Genomic DNA, 17,553 nt, shown 5'->3' on the forward strand with positions numbered 1-17,553 from the left:
CTTAACGGGCTTTTTACTTTTCTCATTATGGATTACCATGCTGACAAATCACTTCGAAGCGGCCATCGTCAGCTGCTCCACCAGGGCCCGCAGCGAATAATCGGAGGTTGAACACAGCTGTATGCTCCCGGCCTGCTGCGGCAAAGCGGCGTCATCATACGGATTGCGCAGCACCAGATTCAGTAAGGGCTTAACTGAAGCGAGTGCCTCGGCCAATACCAGCTGACCTGTGAACAGATGAGCATTAAGCGTGCCCTGAATCACAACATCCGTACCAGCCGCCTGCTGTACGAGTAACGTGATCTCGTCCGCATCCGGCCTCATCGAACAGTGGTGCGTCACCACAGTTAATCCTGCATCCTTCAAAAGCGATGCCAGTCTGATCTCGGCTGCACCGCTATTATCGGCCTGCGTCAGCTGCTCCTGCTTCGGCAGAATCAGCAAATAATTCAGCGAAGTCCTGAGCGGAAGTAATTGCTGTGGATCTCGGGTGACTTTCACGGTTTGACGAGCCAGATTCAATGCCTCCTCATCCCACTTCTTCCTCGGAATAGGCTGGGCAGACGCTTGGTATTGTTGAAATTTACCGTATAGCTGCCGTATACGATGAACGGACTCGTCAATTCGCGCCTCGTCGATCCGCCCATCCTGCACAGCTGCCAGAATCCCCGCAATAACCCGGCTCTGATACTCAGGGGTGTGACACATCAGAATCATATCGTTTCCTGCCTGTACGGCCAGGACGCCTACTTCATCCGGACTGAAATGGTTACGGATTGCTCCCATCTCAATATCATCAGTGCAGATTACACCTTCAAATCCCAGCTTGGTACGCAGCAGCTCTGTGGCAAAGAAAGAACTGAGCGAAGCTGGAAGCCCAGCGGATTCCGGAATGTTGGGAAACACTAGATGTCCCATCATGATTGAATCTGCTCCGGCATCGATTGCCTCCACGAAGGGAAGCAGCGGCCCCTCCATCAATTGCGCAAGTGTTAGCTCACACGCAGGCAGGACCACATGCGAATCCCCGCTTACTTGGCCGTGACCAGGAAAGTGCTTTGCCGTCACGGCCACACCTGCTTCATGCATCCCCTCAATATAACCCCGACCGAATTGGGCTACCAACCCTGGGTCCTCTCCGAAAGAACGGACACCAACGACGGGATTATCCACATTCGTGTTCACATCCAGTACAGGTGCCCAGTTCATTGGAATCCCCAGCGCGTTTAACTGACTGCCGATGAATTTACCGAGGAGGTAGGCTGTTTCGGGGTCTTCGCTTAATCCAACTGCCCGGTTACCCGGGATATAGGGAAAGAAGGTTTTGAACTTGGACAGGGTGCCCCCTTCTTCATCTACTGAAATATAATAAGGCAACGAGCTGCCAAACTCTCCGGCTATCTTCTGAACTTCTTCCAGTAGTGCCAGCGTCTGCTGCTCACTCTCAACATTATGGGGAAAGATACCGATTCCGCCAAACCGCTGCTGCGACATTCTCTCCCGAAATTCCGGCTCGGCACAGGTCGATGGTGTACCAATCACACACATCATGGCTATTTTATCTTCCAGACTCATTGCCTTCGGTTCAGCTTCCGCATAGGCCGCGTTCAGTCCCAGTTCATGATAAAGTGTACGCTCCAGATAGTCATGCAGGTAGAACCTCGACTTCACAAAATGCTCCGCCATAGCAGGCGGCTGGTAACGTTCCAGCGCAGCCTTCATGCGAGGCAGAACCTTCTCGCGTCCGCGGCGGTTTCTCGTGTAGTTATTCTGCAGGGAACGCCACTCCGCATCGTCTCCAGGATACAGCTCCCAGCGGTAGGCGTACTTGTGGATCGCTCGCGAACGGTCTGTTGCTACCTCAAAATCATGCATAATGGCAACCAGTTCCGCTTCTTCCTTATGCTCCTGCACCTCGTCCAGCAGCTTCCAGATGATCTCATAATAGTCATCCAACTGATAATGGCCGAGGCACGTATGCCCGGTAACCGGATCAATGCCATGAAACCGTTCCAGGAATCGGTCAATGAAGGTGGAGGCATTCGCCTTGCGATTCCAGGCCAGGTCCGCATGCAGCAGCATGGGGTACCACGTCGTTTCAAAAATGCCATACGGAACACCAAGACTGAACGGCCCCGTCCAGTTGGTGGCAACAATACAGTCAAGATCCAGCTTGCCAGCTGTTTCAGCCCACTGAAGCAAGTTGTCCGTGCGGTTCGATAATACCGGATAGTTCTGATGCTCCGCCCAGTCAAAGCTGCGAACAGCCGGAGCTCCCATGACTTCGATGCCCAGCGATCTGAATTTGTCCGTATGCGAAGTAACCTCTGCCTCAATGTTGCGTCCATTATAAATCCAGATCATGGCTGCACTTCGCTGATCCAGCTTAGCCAGTTCTTCCGGCGGACATTTGTCGAGCATGTCATGCCAGAAAATCGGCTGCTTCCCCCGCTCTGCTGTATAGTCGATCAACTGGTTCAAAAAGGCGATAAAGGCTCGTTCCCGTACACCTTCATATTCAACTTGACAGCGTTTGCATTCACATAGGCTGTAAACCTCGTCACAGCCCAGATGGATATATCGGGATTCCGGGTGGGCGTCGATCATCTCCCCAAGCAGTGTGGTAATCAACCCGAAGGAATCCGGGTGCGACGGGCAGATTTCCCCGGTGGACTGCTCTGTTTCGCGGAGGTGACGCCAGGCTTCGTGGCGCAGTACATACTCCAGGTGTCCGAAGCTCTGCTGAAGCGGAATAATCTCGATAAAATGTTCATGAGCAGTACGCTTCAGTTCTTCAAGCTGCGACAGGCTTAATGCATGTTTGGGATGTGCAAGCTCTGGGTGTGTCCGAAATGGAAATTTATCCTCATATTCAATCAGCACAGCGTTCGTCTTATATTTGGCAAACTCCCCCAAATATTCGATCAGCAGCTCCGGCTTCGAGAACGTCTGGCGTAAATCCAGATTCATGGCCCGCACAGCCGTATCCGGCCAGTCGGATATCAACACGGCCGGGATGTTTCCATCCGATCCGCGTAGTTGAACCAGGGTCTGCAATCCGTAAAATAGACCTGGAGCATCCAGTGCCCAGACATCCGCTCTACAGCTCGAAACTTCTAAGGTATAACCTTGCGGCCTACCTGCGAGATAAGCCCATTTTTCTTCCCTTTTTGCATTGTCTAGTTGGACATCAGGGAGAAGTGAGCTTCTCTCCTGTTTTCCCTTAACTTCATCAACGGCCTGATCGCTGATCTTAGGGTCATGGTCTACCTGCTGTGGTTCTTGCCCTGCCGAACGTTCTATAACAAGCCAATAACCTTGATCTATTCTTGAGCACGTATATTGAAGTCCCGGAAATGCCCGTCGGCAATGAACTGCCAGCCGGGGATCTTCCTGCTCCATATACATGCTTATCCTTGCCTTGTCGTCCAGCTGTAAGAGGCCTTCCTGAATTGCTGTAAAATGCTTCGGTTCCGGTATCAAGCTCTGCATCGCTCTCCTCCTATTCGTTACCCTGTGGCCGCAGCCGGCCATTCTTCCAGCATTGCAGCATGTTCAGCTTCCCATCGTTCATGTTGAAGCTAACCAGATCCGCAGGTGCTCCTGCCTCAAGTCCTGTGGCCTGCTCTAGCCCAAGCAGCTTCGCCGGATGTGCTGAAGCACAATCCCAGGCATCGGCAAGTCCGGCAAGTCCTGTTTCTACGAGATAGCTCACCTGATCCGGCAGCATCCTTGCTGAACCGGCCAGCAGCTGCGGCTGCCCGGCAAGGTGCAGCCGCCCTTCTGCTGTCAACACCACGTCACCCCCGATGTGCAGGCGGTAAGAACCTGGTGGCATGCCGCTCAGTGAGACGGCATCGCTAACAAGAATGGCCCGTTTGCGCTTCATTCGGAGAATGACAGACAGCACAGATGGCGGAAGATGATGGCCATCTGCGATCATGCAGCCATACAGCTCATCTGCTGCCAGCTGCTCCCACAGGTAGTTGGGATGGCGCGGAAGCATGAGATGTGCACCATTGCCAAGATGGGTGGACATGACAGCCCCCGCCTGGACAGCTTCCCGGATCTGCTCAGGTGTAGCTGCCGTATGCCCAATGGAGACCAGAATGCCAGATTCACAGCACCGGGCGATAAATGAAGCTGCCTCCGGCCACTCCGGGGAAAGGGTCACGATACGGATTAGCCCGCCTGCGGCCTCCTGCCAGCGGCACAAAGCATTCCAGTCCGGGGGAACGATATGCTGCCGCGGATGTGCCCCGCGCGGTCCGTCCTCCGGTGAAAGGAACGGGCCTTCCAGATGAATGCCGGCTATGCCCGCGGCCGCATCCGCGTTTACCCGAACAGCTTCTGCAATAGCGGATGCAGCTTCTGCGAGCCGATCATAATGGTTTGTAATTAGTGTAGGGCAATAACTCGTGACTCCTTGACTCTGCAGCAGCATGGTCAGCTTCACCGCCGTATCCGGGTACAGCGGAGCCGCATTCAGATCCAGACCCCAGCCACCGTTCACCTGCAAATCAACCAGACCGGGGGCAAGCCAGGGAAGATGTTCCGTGGAAGATGTCACAGCAAGATCAGTAACGGCAGCAATCTTTCCCTCTGTGACTCGGACCTCAATAGGCAGCCCCGTCCGGTAGTGTCTACCACGAATGAGCATGCTCACAGGTCGAAGGCTTCCCGGTCCGTAAACATCGTGATACCCGGATGTGTACGCAGGATCGTAGCCGGACATGCCGTGCTTATCGGATCATGTAACGCTGCCTTGAGCGCCTGACGTTTCGACGCGCCTGGAACAATGGCGAACAGTTTCTTGCCTGCCATCAGCGCCGGCACCGTCAGAGTCAGAGCCTGTTCAGGTACATCATCCAGCCGGGCAAAACAGCCATCATTTACCTGCTGACGGCGGCAGGCCTCATCCAGCTTTGCTACTTTTACAGGTACCGGGTCATTAAAATCCGCAACAGGTGGATCATTGAAGGCAATATGCCCATTCTCTCCGATCCCAAGACAGATGAGATCAATAGGAGCTGAAAGGAGCAGCTCTCCATATCTCCGGCACTCCTGCTCCACATCGCCCAGTCCGTTCAGCAGCTCCACCCTCCCCGGATGAATTTGGCTGAACAGACGTTCCGTCAGATATCGGCCGAAACGCTGCGGAGCCTCCTCCGGTAGTCCAATGTATTCATCCATATGGAAAGCACAGACCCTTGACCAGTCGATGCCCTGCTCCCGTGCCAGCCCCTCATACAATTCGTTCTGTGAAGGTGCTGCAGCGAAGACGATACGGACCTGACGCTCGGAATCCAACAGCAGCTGTCTTAATTGATGCCCAACCGCGGCTGCGGCAGCTGCCCCCATCTGGTCCCGATTGGCATAGATCTGTACAGACATTCGATCGACGACTTGAGTTTCCAGTGGCTGTGTCAAGCCATTTGCTTTCATGCGTCTCATCCTCCTTCAGACGGCTGCTCACCCGATTCTTCATGACCCATATTCTGCATCAGCAGTGACGCATGGGACAGATCATGCCTGCTTGCATAGTAATAACCGTTATAACGGATTCGACGAGGTTCGAAACCAACCTGTCTTCCCGGGATCACCGCTTCCGAGCCAAGCGTGACCTTTCCATCTGCTCCAGTGATGCCGCTGGTATACCGTCCCGCTGAATACGTAAACCTTCCCTCCACCTTCGCACCCGTTAGTACCGCACCAGTATCGTAATCCCTGATCTTCAGGGTGACGGATACTGCTGATCCGCTATACACCAGATTCATGTCAGAGACAATTAGAGGCTTCAGCGTGGTGCTTCCTGTCGTAGCCGAGACCTCATCCGTGAGTGGTCCGATGTTGCCCTGCAAGTCACGGGCTGCAATGCGGTAGTAGTACGTCGTATCCGGCAGCAGTCCCTTATCCTGGTAGTTCAGGCCCCGGGCGAGTCCAGCGATATCTGAAGCAGCAGGCATGAAGCCTTGAACCGTACTCCGATAGATTACATATCGCTCCACTTCCATGTTATCTGAAGCCATTCCATAATTCAGCTGTATGGTCTGATAACTGGTGGCTTCGATGGAGGGTATTCCAGCAAGGGCCGAAGGGGCCTCCTGATCATCCGGGGCTATCCAATGTGTGCCGCCAGGTCCCCAGAACGAAGGCAGTGCCCGGTAGGAATCGTAGTGATGGACGGCAATACCCCCGAAGGCGCTGTTCTGCCCGTATGCTGTATAGACCTTATCCAGTTCGGCTTCCATATGGCTGCGGCCTTCTTCCCAGAACGTGATTGTCTCGGGATCGCCGCTATTCGCGATATCCAGTGTCTCAACGCCAATTACCACTGAATTCGGCTTGCCGATCTGGTCTGCGTAAGCGAGTTCTCCAGCAGCCCCGGCAATAACGCCAGCGGAGCCATCCGCCGTATCCCGGTAATCCATGATGGTGATATAGTCGGAGATATCCTGAACATGCTCGGAGAGCCACTTGCTGGATCCATTCCAGACAATATTCGCACCTTGATCCGACGTGTCATACCACTTGGGCACAGCTGGGCCGAACGGCAGCCGGATACCCGCCATATCCCGGCGATCAATCATTTTTTGCAAGACATCCAGATATTCCTGCTGCAGGAATCGGCTCTGATCTCTGAAGTCGGGGGAAATGTAAGGCTCAATATCCACATTGATGCCGTCGAACTTCTCCGGATCTGCTGCTGCAAGATTGTAATTGATGACCTGTTCCATTTCCCTTACTGCATGACTATGATATTTCTCGTATGCGCCCATGTATGCCGGGGAAGTGCCGCCAGCAATAAGTGCATGCACCTGCAGATTTTTGCTATGAGCCCAGCTCAGGAACGAACGCAGCTCATCCACCTGTTCTTCCAGCGCATTGTACCCCGCATACTTGCCTACTGCAAGATACAGCGTCTGAACTGGGTCTTGCCCGAATGTCTGTGTATCCGTAATGAATGACTCCAACACCTGGCGCGAGCCGGGATTCAGAAGCAGCTTGTAGCTTTCCGGTTCCCAGATCCACATGGACCGGTCCTGATGGGGCAGAGGGACAGCCGGTTCGTTCGTCCCGTTTCCAACCTGTACATATACGGTTGGACTATAGCCGTATCGTTCCGGTGCATTGGTCGCTCTGGCCTCCAGACTGACGGTACGATCAACCATTCCCACTGTGTCCCACACGAAGACGTACGCTGTACCTTGCTCGGTTGCCTGCTGCCAAGGCCCTCGACCCACCCTCACCTCTACCATTGAGACCGGAATGGGCGAGCTGGTCTCGATGGTGACCTCTACCTGACCGCTTAAAGGCACACCTTCGGATGGTCCCGTGATGGTGACGACCGGGACAGCCCCTGCCGGATTATCAACGGTAAGCATGGCGGGAGTGCTCCATACCCCATAGCGGGTTGACGTATCCAGTCCGCGAACCACCAGTTCCACTGTCCCGTTATAGCCCGAGGTATCGAGCATATAAGACCAAGTGCCGCTGTCATCCCCGTCCGGATCATTCAACAGCACTTCGTATTGGGACGTACCGTTCACATACAACCGAATGTCATACAGGTCGGTATAACTGCCACCGATCTCTACCATTCCTCCGTCCGACTCATAACCACCACCGGGCGCGTCCAGCGAGATGGAACCGGCTGCTCCCGCCTTACCAGGGAAGGGTATTCCAACGAACACCATAGCTATCAACAGAACCATGGCTAGCCTGAATCCGGAGTACACACGCAGGTGCTGCTTTTTCATAAGCGAAGCCTCCTTTTGCCATTCTGTACTAATGGTCTAGGATTCCTGGGCCGTATATTCGCTCATTTCGCGCTCAACTGAATATTCAGAACGCGGTCATACGCTTCCTTATAGGTGCTCAGCAGCTGATCTACACCAAGATTGTTAATCTCCTGTACATACTTCTCCCAATCCGCCAGACTGCGGGAGCCGGTCACGAATTTGGCAAAGCTCTCATCACGGTGCTTTTTGATCGCCTGCCCGGTAATGGAGATGATTTCATTTTCACCCTCGGTAAATGCAGGTCTTGGCTGCATGGCGGAAGGATCATACTTCACTGCTTCTTCATAAGCGTGCTTCAGGGCATCTGAGAACAGGGACAGATGCGCATTAAAATCAATCCAGGTATAGGTTCCGCTGGTCTGCAGCCCTGTCTGCTTACGCATTTCAATGACATCGTTATACTCCGGCTTGAACTTGATCGCATCTCCTTCCTTTACATATGTCTCGCCCTCTACTCCCCAGCTGCTGAACGTACGCCCTTCCTCGGAATAGAAGAAGTCCATGTACTTCATGATATCGTCAATGTTTTTGGAGGTAGACGCTACCGTTAACCCGCCCTCCATATAATGAAAATATGGATTCAATTGTTTGCCACCGGCAACACCGGCTGGTGGTGCCATGAACTGCATGTTGAACTCGGGATTCTCCGGCTGCATGGCATTGTTGAAGAAATCAATCCGGCTGATATAATCGATGGTCACGAACGATTTGCCGGTAGAGACCATATCCTGCCACTGCTTGGTTTGCAGCGATAAGAAATCAGGCGGAACCAGTCCTTCGTCGTAAAAGCTTTTCCACATGCCTACCATGGATTTATAATTGTCTTCGGTCGGTCCATAACGCCATTCTTTCTGGTCAAAATCATAGTAGGCGCCTTCCCCGGTTCCATAATTCACCGTCATATTGGCATTCATCTCATCCGGAATCTGTCCGTAACGGATGGAGAGAGGATAACTGTCCGGATATTTCTCCTTCAGCTTCTTCAGGGCCGCATGCAGCTCTTCGTAGGTCGTCGGAACCTGAATGCCTTCCTTATCGAAAACGTCCTTGCGATACATCCAGATCATACGGTTCGTCTCACCAAAGCCCTGATTGGGGAACATATACATCTTGCCGTCGGCGGAGAGAGCAGCCTTCGCTTCCTCGGGATACTGCTTCATCCATGCCTGCAGATTCGGCATGTTGTCCATATACTCCATCAGATCCACCAGCGCGCCCTGCTGTCCAAACTTGTTTGATTCTTTGCGATTGGGCATATACATCAGATCAGGCAGCGATTTGGAGGCAATCGCCAGATTCAGGCTTTCATCCAGCTTGCCGGAAGGTGTCTGCACTTCAAGTGTGACGCCGGTCCTCTCCTTCAGCCAGCTCCAAACGGGCCAGCTCTTGGAATACGGAAATGTAGGATTGTTATCCAGCAGTGCGGTAAACGTCTTTCCGGTTCCCGAGGAGTTATTCTTTACGTCATTCTCCCCTTGAGCATCCGTCTGCGGGCCGGAACCGTTGCCGCCTCCACTGCACCCCGCTACCATCGTTACAGCAATCAACAGCGGAAGTATTACCGATTTCCATTTGCCCATACACTTCTCTCCCTTAACTGAATTTGCAGTGGTTTTCATGCCGATTAGCCTTTGACTGCCCCAACCATGGCTCCCTTCACAAAATACTTCTGTACAAACGGATAAATGATCAGGATTGGCAAAGTGGACACCATGATGGTCGCATACTTGAGTGATTCCTCCACGACCACATTATCCCCGCCAATCGACGTAACATCGCCTGAGCTTGCACTGCCGGCCAGCACCAGATTACGCAGGAGCACCTGCAGCGGAAACAAATCGGGAGATCTTAGATAGAGCAGCGGGAAGATAAAGTTATTCCACATGCCCACGGCATAGAACAGGGCAATGGTGGCGAAGGACGCCTTGGACAGCGGAACGACAATACGAATGAAGATACCGATATCGTTCAGGCCGTCCATGCGCCCCGATTCCTCCAGCTCTTTGGGAATGCCTGAGAAAAAGGTTCGCATCAGGATCAGATTCCATGTGCTGACTGCCCCTGGAAGAACCATGCCCCAGACGGTGTCCACCAGATTCAGGGAACGGACCACCAGAAAGGTCGGAATCATTCCGCCGCTGAAGAACATCGTGATGACAATCAGCACGGTGAAGCTGTTGCGCAGCGCCATGTCTTTCCTGGACAATGCATACGCTCCGGTTGAAGTGACCACCAGCGAGATCAGCGTACCGAGCACAGTATAGATAATCGTATTTCGGTAAGCCGTCCAGATTTGCGGATCTCCCAGCACCAGCTTATACATGCTCAGATCGAAGCCCTTGGGCCAGAAGGTAATATTGTTCTGGATGACATTGGCGTTGCTGCTGAGGGAAACGGCCAGCATATGAAGGAACGGATAGAGTGTGACCACCACAACAATCAGCAGGATTAATGATGCCATGAGATTAAACCAGGAGAACCGGAGGGATTTCACATTCACACCTCATTTCTACCATAGACTGGTTTCACTAAATCGGCGGCTGAGCAAGTTGGCCGTATAGATGAAGATCAGGCTGATGACTCCCATGAACAGGTCAATGGAGGCGCCATAACTGAAGTTTCCCTGGACCATCCCTACCCTGTAGACATAGGTACTGATAATATCCGCTGTATCGTAGATCGCCGGGTTCTGCATTAGGAAGACTTTCTCGAAACCAATCTCAAGCACCTTGCCGATATTCAAAATCAGCGTGATGACGATCGCAGGAGATATTCCGGGCAGCGTGACATGCCAGATTTTGCGCAATCGCCTTGCTCCGTCCATATCAGCAGCCTCATACAGCTGCGGGTCAATGGCTGTCAGTGCGGCCAGATAAATAATGGTCTCCCAGCCGATATGCTGCCAGATCTCCGACAGGACATAGATCCCCCGAAATAGCCCGGGTTCATTCATGAAATTGATCGGTCCCACGCCAATCCATCCGAGCAGATTATTAATCAGCCCTCCGGTTGGGGAGAGGAACATAATGACCATACTTGCCACAATCACATTCGAGATAAAATGCGGCAGATAACTGACCGTCTGCACAAAACGCTTGAACGCCGCCTTACGCACCTCATTGAGCAAAATGGCCAGCATGATCGGGGCCGGAAAGCCAAGCACCAACTTATACATTCCCAGCAGGAACGTATTTTTCATGAGCGGCCAAAAATCGGGATTCTCCAGAAACATCCGGTAATATTTGAGCCCTACCCAATCACTGGCCCATATTCCCTTAAACAGATTGTAGTCTTTGAAGGTAATCACCAGTCCGAACATCGGCGCATAGCGGAAGATTAAATAATACAGGAGGCATGGCAGGAAGAGCAGCCATAGCGCCTTGTTTTTGTTCCAGATCCGGGTCATCCGGTTCATCCGCACCTTCCGCCGTGACGAATGATTTAATTTTCTTCGCAGTTTGTCTTCCATTAAGCCAGCATCAGCCATCCGCATGCCCCCTCTTGCTACATGTTTGCAGCTCATTTATATGTGAGCTAACTTCCCCTAAACGACCGGGGTTTGTAACCGAATTATAGCCAGTTTTCGATGGTAAGCGCTATCTACATGTTATATAACATTTCGCCTATACTGCCATTTTCCAGATATCCGCGTATAAATCCGTAAAAGTGCATATTATTTGTGTCAGCTTTATGCCCCTATCATAGGATTAGTCCATTGAGCTAGTTGATCTGAACTCTCCTATTTCCAACAGAAGCAGCACTAGAGCAGTTGAGTGCGAACCAAAAAAGCACGAGTCACAGTGATCAAAAACCCTGCAGCTCGCGCTTTTCTTCCTATACTAATGATCAATTGTTATTGCTGAGTATATAAATTAATCCAGTTAATTGGCCCACTCACTGCCATTCCAGATATCCGGATTATCAATAGTCTGACTTTCTCCACGTACAACAGAATCATAACTATCCTTTGTATTCGTATACCAGTCAACAATAACTAACTTCCCATTCACATTTTGCACCAGAAATTCAGTAGGTTCAGCAAAGCTGCCCACATCCTTCCTAACGTGTGCCTCCAATTGAAAATAGAAAAAATCCTCATCTTCTCTAACATGTTCAACTTTTCCGGCACTAATATCTACGCCTGTCACTCGATTATGAGTGAGCTTGTTTTTGCGAAACAAATTAAATTGCGATGAAATCTTTTTTTGCGTATATTGCTTAAGGTTTTCGTTATCGATATAACGATCCAGTTCAATGTCGGAGCCGTTCCAAATCGCTTTGTAATATTCAGTTAGCGCTTCTGTACACATTTTATAGGCCGTATCCGTATCCACAGCGGATAAACCACTTTCGTCTTCAGCTAAAAAATGGGAGGAGACTTTTGATGAATTTCCTTTAGTGTTGGGAGAAACTTCTGCGTCTTTAGCATTCTTAACATTGATTCCTCTGGAAACAGCGGTATCATTACTGTCGTTATCACTCGTATTAGCTTGTTCACATGCACTTAGCGTTAATAAAATCACCAATAACAGGTAAGAACGTTTCATTAATTTCCTCCAGTGAGAATATTCTTCTACTCCACATCTTGAAGCTGGGAAATGAGGCTATTGTGCACGATCTCAGCGAGGCATCCTTCATTACGATCACACAAAAGCATCGTTAAAGGATTTTATTATGTCAGATAACTTCTCTTTAAATCCTGGAATTATCCCTTTATTATAACAAACCCTTTATAGTAAGCGCTATCTACATGTTATATAACATTTCCCTCTACTGCTATTTTCCAGATATCCGCGTATAAATCAGTAAAAGTGTATATTGTTTGTGTCAGCTTTATGCCGCTATGATTAGATTAGACCATTGATCTGCGGCTGTATTTGAGGGGGGGAATGTCATAATGAAGGAACTGCTTACAAACCGATTTGCGCTGAACGGCCTGTTTGTTAAGCTAATGCTGAGCTTCCTCAGTGTCATCCTGATTTTGGCTTCATTTAATCTGTTCTCCCATCTGTACCTGAGCAACAAAGTTTATCAGGAGATGGTAAGACAAAATGAACTGGGCCTCGCACAGACCGTCGAAGGATATGAGAATCACTTCCGGCTGACCCAGAACATGATTCTGGCCCTCATTCAATCGGATACCTGGACAGCCAACCTGGGCATTTTGAGCCACCTTAAGGACAATCGTCGTTACGATATTCCCGCTGAAGTGAAGGCGGACCTCTCTACCCTGTATACCAATCCTTTTTTGCATATCAACAATTTCATTCTTTATTTCAAGCAGGAGGACTATGTGCTGGAGAAGGAAGGTCTTAGCAGCGGAGCCGACATGTTCGGCAAATATTATTACAGTGAAGCGTACTCGCCGGATTACTGGAAAAGCCAAACGATGAGCAACCAGTTCCTGAAAGTGATGCCTGCAGCAGCTTTTACAGAAAAAACTGTCCATTCGTCCCGCTCTCTGGGAGAGCTGATGCCTGTCATGATGAAAGCCATCCCCTATGAGGAAGTGTACGGCATTGTGATGCTGAATCCGCAGCGCATGCAGGATACGTATGGAGATGGCAGCCATAATCCGTTCTACATCCTGGATAGTGAGGGGCGTTTATTGTTCACTACCACAGAAGAGAAACTTCATCATCCTTCGCTGCCTATAGAGGGAAGCAGACATGAACGCATTGGAGATCAGTATTACTTCTATGAAAAAGGCAAGCAGACCGGGTTCACCTATGTGAGGGTCACCCAGGCCTCAGTGATTGCGGCGGAGATGCGCGGCATGCAGCTGCTGCTTACGGTACTGCTCGGCGCTGCCATTTTGATCAGTGTACTCTCCTCCCTGCTGTTCAGCCTGAGGTTAAATCAGCCGCTGCAGCATCTTATTGCCGCTCTTGACCGAAATTCCGGAAGCGGGACAGCCAAGTTGAGCAGAGTGAAGGAATTCGCCATGATCGGTGACCGTCTGAGTACCATTCTGGAGAGCAATCGATTCATTCAAAGCGATCTTGCGCAGAAGAACTCTCTGGTACGGCAGTTCGCTTATACGCATAAAGTCAAGAACATCCCGCTCAGCTCACATCTGGCAGATCTTGAGGAGGTTCGGCAGCCCGAACATCCCTACGTGGCCATTTTATTCAAGGTTGGCTTCAAAGACCGGCCCAATGAATTGGAACAGCACACCCTCCTATTGTGGAAGTTAATTCAGAGCCTGTTCACCAGCAATCCGAATAACAGCGTTGCACTTCAGCCTGAACAGGATCAATTACTCCTGCTTCTATTCGATCCCGGCCCGCAGAGCGGTATCCTGCAGGCGCTCGATACGCTGAAGGAACTGCTTGCTGCTGAAGAATGCCTGTACCTGACCATCGCGGTAAGCCCGGTGTACTCGGGGGATATTCCGTTTACCGATGCGTATGGGAATCTGTCCACTCTGCTCAAGGAACGAAGACTAAACGGAGAAACCCAGGTTATTGTCGAGCCACGAGCCTCTTCATCCAGCTCATTTCATGTCAAGGTGACTTACGGGGAGGAACTGCATGATCTGCTGCAATCAGGCAAGGAGCAGGCTGTGTTTGCCTGGCTGGATCGCCAGCTGGAGCAGCTGAGACACAAGGACGCAGCCGCAGAGGATTTTCGGACATTTGCTCTTGGTGCAGTGGAGCAGGTCGGTAAGACGGTGATGAAGCTGAATTTGACAAGCATTGAAGGCGGAATTCACGCCTCTCCTTCTGGTGATCCGTTTGCTGGATTTTATTCCATAGAGCAATACAGGACATGGCTTCAGTCGCAGATTCAACCGATCCTCTCGGCGATCAGCAGCCAATTGGAAACGAAAGATCCCGTTATCAGCTTTGTGCTCGATTATCTGAACCATCATTATGGGGAAGATATTAATCTGAATCTTGTTGCCGACAAGCTGAATCTCACGCCGGGGTATCTCTCCAGCATTTTCAAGGAAAAGACGAACATCAACTTCAGCGAATATCTCAATAATCTTCGCGTTGAGCGGGCCAAGGAACTGCTGGTCATTGTGGATCTGCGAATTCAGGATATCGCCATGCAGGTCGGCTATCAGAACGTAAACTCGTTCATCCGCATGTTCAAGCGTCGATATGGACTGACCCCAGGAGAGTATCGCAAGCGTCATGCGGGCGATGACCCGTTCATCTCCTCGAATCATGGATAGCCGAGTGTGAGGAGCGGGGAAATCTTAAGAGCCTATATAAAGCAAACACCCGCTTAGAAAGCGGGCGTTTGCTAATATATCACATGAGAATTTTGGACAGGTGTACAAGAGCCGTGGAGGAAATGCGTTGTTCTTCAGGAATATTCTCATAAAGAAGATGTTCTTTTCCCGCATCCATCATGTGTTTGCGCATGGCTGCAAACCGGCCTTTGCCCTGATCAATGAAGCGAAAATCCACCTGTCGCAGACTTGGCAAGTCCGTCAAACACTCGAAAGCTTCTGCCTTTATTCCCTTATGTATTTCTTTCAGCATCAGCACCTCCAAGTGCTCCGCAGTCCACAGGTTGTCCATCTCCTGTAGTGATTTCATATAATCCAATTCCAGCTGCCGCAGGTTCTTCATGCCTGAAAAGTCGCACAGCCGCTCGACTTTGGGCAGTGACAAGTGCAAGAACTCCAGATGATGCAATGCACTCAGTTCATCAATATGAGTCAGATTCCGTACAGACGACAGTCTCAGCATACGAATGTTGGAGTCTTCAAGTACATCCAGAGGACCATTTAAGGTACCATTATCAATGGCCAGATATTCGATGAACGGCAGGTCCAAGGCAAAATCCAGTGTCTCGATTGCACAGTTTAACACCAATGTGCTCAACCGAATACAGTCTTCAATCGGAGCCAAGTCATCAAATTTTCCACTGAGAGAAAGATACTGCAGCTGCTTGTACTGTCGGATGAACTCCAGATTTTGCGTTTTGGCTGCCCGTATATTCAGAAACTCCAATCGCTGCAGCGCACCAAGTACATTCAAATCCTGTTTCTGTTTCAGGTCCAATTCCAAAGCCTTCACATATTTTAATTCCGCAATGATCTTCCAAAACTCTTCCGTGTACCGTCCCTTCTCCTCCACATTCGTAATCTTCAGGATCAGATCAGGTCGTTTGGAGAATACTCGTTTGTCCAATTCCGCAACATCTTCCATCACGTCTGCTCCGACTACAAAAGAAATGGTAGCCCGATTCCGCAGCTGCTTAACCGCATTGTCCATTTTCGCTGTGTTCCAGGGAACCCCACTCATCGACGCCGTCCAAGGTTCACTCATTTTCAGACCCCCTCCCTCTGTTTTTCCTGTAATTGTAAATGAAGAAGACCGCCTTGAGAAGTGCAATTTAGCCTGTATAGATAGAGTTCGTCCACGTCTCTTCTCATTTGCCTCTCGCCCATCTATTATAGAAATAAGCGTTTGAACAGACTGGAGGAACCACAGCATGCAATTTGCCAAACGAATGAACCACTTTAATGAAGGAATATTTACACGATTATCTGAAATTAAGCGACAACGTCTGGAACAGGGGCTCGGCGTCATTGATCTGAGTGTAGGCGCACCCAACACCCCGCCAGCGCAACATATTATCCAGGCTCTGTGTGAAGCGGCAGCCGATGTGCAGAATTACACCTATGCCATCAATGACCAGAGTGAGCTGCTGAAGGCTGTCAGTGAGTGGTACAAGTGCAGGTATCAGGTCGATCTGGACCCCAAAACCGAAGTTTGCTCTCTGCTTGGCTCACAAGAGGGCCTGGCACATATCTCATTATCCATCGTGGATGAAGGCGATCTTGTTCTAGTTCCGGATCCCTGCTATCCGGTATTTGCGGACGGGCCGCTTCTGGCGGGAGCTGAGCTGTACTACATGCCACAAAAGGAAGAACATCAATATGTGATTCAGCTGGAAGAGATCCCGGAAGAGATCGCGCAGAGAGCCAAATTCATGCTGGTATCCTATCCCAACAATCCAACAACAGCCATGGCACCGGAACAGTTCTATCTGGACTTGATCGCATTTGCCAAAAAATATGATATCATTGTCCTCCATGACAATGCGTATAGTGAACTTGTGTTTGACGGGAAATCATGTGGAAGCTTTCTTGCCTTCCCTGGAGCTATGGATGTCGGCGTTGAATTCAATTCCCTGTCCAAAACCTACGGGCTTGCTGGGGCTCGAATCGGATTTTGCTTAGGTAATGCAGCCGTCGTCTCCATGTTGAAAAAGCTGAAATCCAATATGGATTACGGCATGTTCCTTCCCATTCAGAAGGCAGCAATTGCCGCCATTACAGGTGATCAGAGTGATGTAGGCCGGGTACGGGCCATCTATGAGGAACGTCGAGACATTCTCTGCGAAGGATTCAGCAGACTCGGATGGGAAATCGCTAAGCCCGATGCCACCATGTTTATCTGGACGCGGATTCCGGCTCATTATTACAACTCCGAGCAATTCGCCATGGATCTGGTCAGCCGGGCGGGCGTCATCGTGACACCTGGTAGTGCTTTTGGTCCTTCAGGGGAAGGATATGTCCGTCTTGCGCTTGTCCAGGACCGGGAACAACTGGAGCAGGCACTGCAAGCTGTGGAAAACAGCCGTCTGTTGATCTCGAACTAATCCTCAGCAAAAAGCACCAATTCCTTATTAGGGAACGGGTGCTTTTTACTGCTGTCATGCGGAGATGTACTGTATTTCCCCATCCTCTATCGAAACAGAATCGAAATACCGAAATAAAAAATAA

The 17,553-nt window shown here is 50.6% G+C and carries 11 protein-coding genes; 2 read left to right on the forward strand and 9 right to left on the reverse strand.

Annotated elements, in window-relative coordinates; genetic code table 11:
- Positions 1-48: 48 nt before the first annotated feature.
- From GUA98_RS17765 to GUA98_RS17800, 8 genes are all read right to left on the reverse strand, one after another.
- On the reverse strand, positions 49-3,492 hold the full coding sequence (locus tag GUA98_RS17765) for a glycoside hydrolase family 3 N-terminal domain-containing protein (protein WP_193723949.1): 3,444 nt from the start codon (positions 3,490-3,492) through the stop codon (positions 49-51).
- A gap of 10 nt (positions 3,493-3,502) precedes the next feature.
- Positions 3,503-4,660, reverse strand: a complete 1,158-nt coding sequence (locus GUA98_RS17770; RefSeq protein WP_193724019.1) for an N-acetylglucosamine-6-phosphate deacetylase — start codon at positions 4,658-4,660, stop codon at positions 3,503-3,505.
- A gap of 2 nt (positions 4,661-4,662) precedes the next feature.
- A complete protein-coding gene (locus tag GUA98_RS17775; protein ID WP_193723950.1) occupies positions 4,663-5,445 on the reverse strand; it encodes a glucosamine-6-phosphate deaminase in 783 nt (260 codons plus the stop codon).
- Between the two features lie 5 nt (positions 5,446-5,450).
- Positions 5,451-7,760 (reverse strand): Ig-like domain-containing protein, encoded by a 2,310-nt coding sequence (locus GUA98_RS17780; protein WP_193723951.1) that lies wholly within the window; start codon positions 7,758-7,760, stop codon positions 5,451-5,453.
- Positions 7,761-7,822: 62 nt separating this feature from the next.
- On the reverse strand, positions 7,823-9,382 hold the full coding sequence (locus tag GUA98_RS17785) for an extracellular solute-binding protein (protein ID WP_193723952.1): 1,560 nt from the start codon (positions 9,380-9,382) through the stop codon (positions 7,823-7,825).
- 44 nt (positions 9,383-9,426) lie between these two features.
- Positions 9,427-10,263, reverse strand: coding sequence for a carbohydrate ABC transporter permease (locus tag GUA98_RS17790; RefSeq protein WP_193724020.1), 837 nt, complete (start codon positions 10,261-10,263; stop codon positions 9,427-9,429).
- 48 nt (positions 10,264-10,311) lie between these two features.
- Positions 10,312-11,217: an ABC transporter permease gene (locus GUA98_RS17795; RefSeq protein ID WP_227779782.1), complete on the reverse strand. Its 906-nt coding sequence runs from the start codon at positions 11,215-11,217 to the stop codon at positions 10,312-10,314.
- 466 nt (positions 11,218-11,683) lie between these two features.
- Positions 11,684-12,349, reverse strand: a complete 666-nt coding sequence (locus GUA98_RS17800; protein WP_193723953.1) for a hypothetical protein — start codon at positions 12,347-12,349, stop codon at positions 11,684-11,686.
- A 350-nt stretch (positions 12,350-12,699) separates the two neighbouring features.
- Here GUA98_RS17800 and GUA98_RS17805 point away from each other — a divergent pair, with 350 nt between their 5' ends.
- Entirely contained in the window at positions 12,700-14,985 is a 2,286-nt protein-coding gene (locus GUA98_RS17805; protein ID WP_193723954.1) for a helix-turn-helix transcriptional regulator, read from the forward strand.
- A gap of 79 nt (positions 14,986-15,064) precedes the next feature.
- Here the strand turns inward: GUA98_RS17805 and GUA98_RS17810 are convergent, their stop codons facing one another.
- The gene (locus GUA98_RS17810) at positions 15,065-16,090 is read right to left on the reverse strand and encodes a hypothetical protein (RefSeq protein WP_193723955.1); all 1,026 of its coding nucleotides are present in this window, start codon (positions 16,088-16,090) and stop codon (positions 15,065-15,067) included.
- 166 nt (positions 16,091-16,256) lie between these two features.
- On the opposite strand from GUA98_RS17810, the gene GUA98_RS17815 reads away from it, so the two are divergent.
- Positions 16,257-17,429 (forward strand): aminotransferase class I/II-fold pyridoxal phosphate-dependent enzyme, encoded by a 1,173-nt coding sequence (locus GUA98_RS17815; protein WP_193723956.1) that lies wholly within the window; start codon positions 16,257-16,259, stop codon positions 17,427-17,429.
- Positions 17,430-17,553 lie beyond the last annotated feature (124 nt).

Source organism: Paenibacillus sp. P13VS, assembly GCF_015143645.1.
Lineage (GTDB): Bacteria > Bacillota > Bacilli > Paenibacillales > Paenibacillaceae > Paenibacillus > Paenibacillus xylanilyticus_A.